The sequence below is a fragment of the Streptomyces odonnellii genome, assembly GCF_000981895.1.
In the GTDB taxonomy this organism is placed as follows: Bacteria; Actinomycetota; Actinomycetes; order Streptomycetales; family Streptomycetaceae; genus Streptomyces; species Streptomyces odonnellii.
Map to the genome: position 1 here is coordinate 1 of NZ_LATD01000361.1, position 5,758 is coordinate 5,758.

7 protein-coding genes are annotated in these 5,758 nt (G+C 72.1%); 4 read left to right on the top strand and 3 right to left on the bottom strand.

The window, feature by feature from the left end:
• From WH07_RS29475 to WH07_RS29485, 3 genes are all read left to right on the top strand, one after another.
• A partial coding sequence (locus WH07_RS29475) for an MFS transporter (RefSeq protein ID WP_046506553.1) occupies positions 1-736 on the top strand: 736 nt, incomplete at its 5' end.
• An 83-nt stretch (positions 737-819) separates the two neighbouring features.
• Complete coding sequence (locus tag WH07_RS29480) at positions 820-1,167, top strand: SCO4225 family membrane protein (protein ID WP_046506556.1); 348 nt, start codon at positions 820-822, stop codon at positions 1,165-1,167.
• A 161-nt stretch (positions 1,168-1,328) separates the two neighbouring features.
• Positions 1,329-1,619 (top strand): DUF6332 family protein, encoded by a 291-nt coding sequence (locus WH07_RS29485; RefSeq protein ID WP_046506558.1) that lies wholly within the window; start codon positions 1,329-1,331, stop codon positions 1,617-1,619.
• Here the strand turns inward: WH07_RS29485 and WH07_RS29490 are convergent.
• The 3 genes from WH07_RS29490 to WH07_RS29500 all read right to left on the bottom strand — a co-directional run bounded on the left by WH07_RS29490 (position 1,580) and on the right by WH07_RS29500 (position 5,050).
• Positions 1,580-2,245 carry a response regulator transcription factor gene (locus tag WH07_RS29490; protein WP_046506561.1) on the bottom strand — a complete coding sequence of 222 codons (666 nt, stop codon included), beginning with the start codon at positions 2,243-2,245 and terminating at the stop codon, positions 1,580-1,582. The two genes, WH07_RS29485 and WH07_RS29490, sit on opposite strands and share 40 nt — an antisense overlap.
• Positions 2,246-2,327: 82 nt before the next feature.
• Complete coding sequence (locus tag WH07_RS29495; RefSeq protein ID WP_408645951.1) at positions 2,328-3,566, bottom strand: sensor histidine kinase; 1,239 nt, start codon at positions 3,564-3,566, stop codon at positions 2,328-2,330.
• A gap of 758 nt (positions 3,567-4,324) precedes the next feature.
• A complete protein-coding gene (locus WH07_RS29500) occupies positions 4,325-5,050 on the bottom strand; it encodes a TetR/AcrR family transcriptional regulator (protein WP_046506562.1) in 726 nt (241 codons plus the stop codon).
• Positions 5,051-5,229: 179 nt separating this feature from the next.
• Here WH07_RS29500 and WH07_RS29505 point away from each other — a divergent pair, with 179 nt between their 5' ends.
• Complete coding sequence (locus WH07_RS29505) at positions 5,230-5,679, top strand: nitroreductase family deazaflavin-dependent oxidoreductase (protein WP_046506564.1); 450 nt, start codon at positions 5,230-5,232, stop codon at positions 5,677-5,679.
• Positions 5,680-5,758: the final 79 nt, after the last annotated feature.

Genomic DNA, 5,758 nt, shown 5'->3' on the forward strand with positions numbered 1-5,758 from the left:
CTCGCCGACCGTTCATCTACTGCTGCTGACCGGACTCGGGCTGCTGGTGACCGCGGTGACCGGGCCCGTACTGCTGCGGCAGCCCGTACCCGTACCGGAGCAGGATCAGCGGACGGAGGGAAAGGAGCGGGCCGAGGGGGCGGAGGGGGATCGCGACGGGGCCCGCGGGCTCGGGCGGGGGACGCGCCGGGTGGTGCTGCTCTTCGGGGTGATCGCACTGTGCACGGCGTACGGCGAGGGGGCCATGGCCGACTGGAGCGCGCTCCATCTCACCGAGAGCCTGGGCGCCAGTGCCGGGGTCGCCGCCGCCGGTTACTCGCTCTTCGCCCTCGCCATGACGGCGGGACGGCTGTCCGGCACGTTCCTGCTGGAGCGGCTCGGCCAGACCCGTGCCCTGGTCTGTGGCGGTACGGCGGCCGCGTTCGGCATGCTGCTGGGCGCTCTGGCCCCGACCGTCTGGCTCGCGCTGGCGGGCTTCGCGGTGGCGGGGCTCGGGCTGGCCAATATCTTTCCCGTGGCCGTCGGCCACGCGGGAGCCCTGGCGGGGCCCGGTGGGGTGGCCGCGGCTTCGACACTGGGGTACGGCGGGATGCTGCTGGGCCCGCCCGCGATCGGGTTCCTGGCCGACTGGTTCACCCTGCCCCTCGCTCTGACGACCGTCGCGCTGCTGGCGGGCGCCGCCGCGCTCGTCGCGTATCTGGCCCGGAGCGCGTCCCCGGAACCGGCGAGCCCGTAGGGGATTGAGTAGCCGTACTCAGGCACAGCCATTCGATCTGACGGACCCTGGAAAGGAAGCGTCACACTTCAGGGGAGACAATCATGGCTTCTGGACCGCTTACCACCCTCGTGCGGCTGACCTTCGGCAATCGGGCGTCCCAGGCCTATCTCGCACTGGTCGCGGCGACGGCCGTGTTCGTCGCGGTCGACACCCTTCTGGTGCATCACCAGGACGCCTCGTTCGCCGGTGTATGGCTGTTCTTCCTGGCGGCACCGACGGTGTTCGTGTTCTTCATAGGCGGCGAACTGCTCGGCACGACGGTCGCGGATTCCGCCGCGTTCGTCTACCCGGCGCTGGTGCTCTCGGTACTGATCCAGGCGGCGGCGCTGGGCGCGTTCGTACGCCTGATGCGCGGCGGACCGCGACCTTCGCACCCGCGCGAGGCCTGAGGGACTGATGGGTACGGGGTACGGGTCGTCCGGGCGGGAGGCCCTCCGTACCGGTCGGCACGATGCCCGGCATGGAGACCGCTGGCCCGACACCTGGACGATCGCGGCCTGCCCGCTTTCGGCGTCTTGTCCACCGCCTCTGCCCGGGCCAGACTCGGGCCATGGGGACGAGACGGAGCGACGCCGAGCGGGATGCCATCACGGTCGAGATCAGCTTCGCCGTGGTGACAGGTGCGCTGGCCGCTGGGCTGGTGTTCGGCGTGGCCGCGGGGGTCGCGTGGTACTTCGGACTACCGGAGATTTTCGTACGGGTTGGCGCTGTCGCCGGGGCTCTCGCCTTTGTGGCCAGGGCCGTTCAGGTGCTGTGGCGCTTCCCGCGGCGGCGGACCCGCGGTGAACCGGACATGCCCGGTCAGCCGAGCCAGCCCGGCCTTACGAGGCCCGACTCGTAGGCGAACACGACCAGTTGGGCACGATCGCGGGCGCCCAGCTTCACCATCGTCCTGCTGACATGCGTCTTCGCCGTGAGCGGGCTGACGACCAGGCGGCGGGCGATCTCCTCGTTGGAGAGGCCGATACCGACCAGGGCCATCACCTCCCGTTCCCGCTCGGTGAGTTCACCGAGCCCCGCGAAGTCCGTGGGTGCCTTGGAACGGGACGCGAACTCCGCGATGAGCCGCCGTGTCACCCCCGGGGACAGCAGCGCGTCGCCGTCCACCACCGCCCTTACCGCGCGCAGGAGTTCCTCCGGTTCGGTGTCCTTGACCAGGAAGCCGGACGCGCCGGAGCGGATCGCCTCGAAGACGTACTCGTCGAGTTCGAAGGTGGTGAGCATGACCACCTTCACCCGGTCGAGCCCTCCGTCCCCGGTGATGCGCCGGGTCGCGGCCAGGCCGTCCAGCAGCGGCATCCGGATGTCCATCAGCACCACATCGGGGCGGAGTTCGCGCACCCGGCGCACCGCCTCCTCGCCGTCCGCGGCCTCGCCGGCGACCTCGATGTCCGGCTGGGCGTCGAGCAACGCGCGGAAGCCCGCCCGTACCAGCGACTGGTCGTCGGCGAGCAGCACACTGATCACGGTGAGTCCTCCAGGACAGGGACGGGGACACGGACACGGACAGGGACGGGGACGCGGGCATGGGCACGGGCACGGGCACGGATCACACTGGCTCCTCGGGCGGCAGGCCCGGGCCGGGCAGAGGCAGTGTCGCCCTGACGCGGAAGCCGCCGACGGGTCCCGGTCCGGCCTCGATGGTGCCACCGAGGGCGGCGGCGCGTTCACGCATTCCGACGAGACCGTTGCCGCTGCCGCCGGCGTCCCCGCCGGTCGCGGGGCCCGCGTCGTCGATGAGGAGTTCGAGCAGTCCGGGCGCGTAACCGAGCCGTACCCGCGCGGTACGGGAACCGGAGTGCCGCACCACATTGGTCAGCGCCTCCTGGATGATCCGGAAGGCCGCCAGATCGGTGCCGGGCGGCAGCGCGATACGCCGCCCGTCGCGGACGATCTCGACAGTCAGTCCGGCGCCCGCGGCCTGCTCGACGAGTTCCGGCAGCCGGTCGAGCCCGGGGGCGGGTGCGCGCGGGGCGTCGCCGGGTGTTCTGAGGGTGTCGAGGACCTGACGTACCTCGCCGAGTGCCTCCTTGCTCGCCGCCTTGATGGTGGTGAGCGCGGTACGGGCCTGCTCGGGGTCGGAGTCGAGCAGGGCGAGCCCCACGCCGGCCTGGACATTGATCACGGAGATGGAGTGGGCGAGTACGTCGTGCAGCTCGCGGGCGATCCGCAGCCGCTCCTCATCCTGCCGGCGCTTCTCGGCGGCCCTGCGCTCGGCGCCTTCCCTGGCCCACTGCTCCCTGCGGACCCGGACCAGTTCGGAGGCCGCGCAGAGGGCGACGACGAAGGCGGCGATGACCAGTTCCTGGCCCCAGGGCGCGGCTCGGTCGTGCGGTGGCGGCAGCCAGCGGTAGAGCCAGTGCGCGATGAGCAGATGCCCGAGCCAGAGCGACCCGACGGCCCACCAGGCCGCACGTCGGTGGCCTGCGGCGATCGCCGCGTAGCAGGCCACGCCGACGGTCAGGAAGATCGGTCCGTACGGGTAGCCGGCGGCGAAGTAGACCAGGGCGATGGCCGAGACCCCGAAGACGGCGACCACGGGGCGGCGGTGGCGGAAGAGCAGGAGCGCGGGTCCGGCGAGGAGCAACAACCGGGCGTAGTTGTCGAGGGGAAGCCGCTGGCTGTGCTGGCCTCGGGCGGCGAAGGCAGTCCCGACGAGGACGAAGACGGCGAGGAGGAGCGTGGAGGCCCAGGGCAACCGCCGCCGTTCCCAACGCTCCCACCGCTCCCACCGGCCGCCGTGGGCTCCGAAGGCCCCCGGGCCCCGGTTCTCGGCCCAGGCGCCCAAGCCGTCAACAGCGAATCCGCCGACGGGCCGACCGGGCCCAGCGCCCCAGCGGCCGGGCCCCCCACCGAAACAAGCGGCTGAGCGGTCGGCCCCTGTGCGGCCGATACGCCGGCCGAAGCCTCGGGTACGGCTGACGGCCCCCGGGCCGAAGCCCCGGCGGGGCCAGAATCCGGTACGGCGGTCAGAATCCAGGCCGGCGGCCCGGCGGCCGGACTCGGTGCCGTCGGTCCGGCTGTCGAATCCCGCGCCGGAGTCCTGGGCCAGGGGGCCGGTCCGGGCGTCGAACCCTCGTCCGAGGGTCCCGGGCCGGGGATCGGTGCCGTCGGCAAAACCGTCTGCCCGGCGGTCGAGTCCGTCGCCCGGCCCTGCGTCGGTCACCCCGCTGGAAACCCCGGCTCGGCCTTCGGGTCCCTCGTCCGTGCCATGGCCGGGCCGCCACGGCGGCCGGAACCGCGGGACGCTCCACGACCAGGGAAAACCGCCGTGCCGGGGCGGGCTCGGCGTACCTTCGTCGCCCCCATTGCGGCCGCTGGGGTGTTGTTCCATGTCGGCCACGCTAAACCGGTCGGCCAGTTCCGGCGTCCGTCGGGCGTGGCGATCACACGTACTCCCTGGGTAGTACGGCCGGCCCGCCCACGCGCCGCATCGCAGGCAGCACGGCGAGGAAATCCCCGCCGTCGTACGGCGAAGACCGGCGCCCGGGGCCGGTGCACCGCCCCCGACGGCGCGAACATATACAGCTTGGCCGCGACGCGGGGCTAGGCCGTGGGCCCAGCGGTGGCGAGCAGGCCCACTTCGTGGGCGAGGCGGCGGACGGACTGCGTGAACAGTTCGTCGCGGGCCTCGACGACCTCGTTGAACTGGCCGAAGACCTCGAAGGAGATCAGACCGAAGAGCTGCGCCCACGCCGCGACCAGCGCCGCCGTCACCTCCGGCGGAAGGCCGGGGGCGAACTGCGCGGCCAGGCGCTCCGCCTCCGGGCGCAGTTCCGGGGAGAGCGTCGGCAGCGCGATGCCGCCCGCGTGGTGGGCGTCGCTCGCGACGGAGATCAGCGCGAGGCCGACACGGGAGGCGGGTGCGACGGTGACCTGGGGTGCGATGTAACCAGGTACGGGGGAGCCGTAGATCAGCGCGTACTCGTGCGGGTGGGCCAGGGCCCAGGCCCGTACCGCCGTGCAAATGGCCGTCCAGCGGTCCACGGGACCGGGGGGACCGGCCGGGCCGGCCGAGTCGGCGGTGGCCAGCGCCTGTTCCGCCGCCGAGCCGACCGCGTTGAAGGCGTCGACGATCAGGGCGGTCAGCAGATCGTCGCGGCTGGGGAAGTAGCGGTAGAGCGCGGACGACACCATGCCCAGCTCGCGGGCGACGGCGCGCAGCGAGAGTTTCGCGGCGCCCTCGGCCGCCAGTTGTCGGCGCGCTTCGTCCTTGATGGCCGCCGTGACTTCGGTACGGGCACGTTCCCGGGCTCCCCGGATGGTCGTCATGGGGAGCAGTCTGTCACGTTTCGGAGCACCGCCCAATGTTCGGAGCGGCGCCCACACGAGAGAGCACTGCTCTTGCTTTGGAGCACCCCTTCCGTGCACACTGCTCTCAAGCGAGAGCAGTGCTCTCACAAACTCAGGGGAACCCAGCTTCAGGGGAGCCCGAACTCAGAGGAGCCACCATGTCGGAGCCCTACTACCTCAAGGCCGGCCGGGCGGCCGGCTGGCTCAACAACATCGTCGGCCGACTCGCCCGGCACGGGGTGAGCATGCTCGGTACGGCGGAGATGTCCGTACGAGGCCGGAAGAGCGGCCGGATGCAGCGCATACCCGTGAACCCGCACACCCACGGGGGCAGCCAGTACCTGGTCTCGGCCCGGGGCCACTCGCAGTGGGTGCGGAACATGCGGGTCGCGGGCGGCGGCGAGCTGCGGGTCGGCCGCAAGGTGCGGCAGTTCACCGCGACCGAGGTCCCCGACGACGAGAAGCTCGCGATCCTGCGGACGTATCTCAAGCGCTGGGGCTGGGAGGTCAACCAGTACTTCCAGGGGGTCACCGTGAAGTCCTCCGACGCGGAGATCCTCGCGGCGGCCCCGGATCACCCGGTCTTCCTGATCAGGACGGACTCCTGAGCACGACGGCCACCGACCCTGAGCGATCTCAGCTCGACCGGCCTGGCTCGGAGCGATCCCGGCCCGCCCAGCCAGCCCC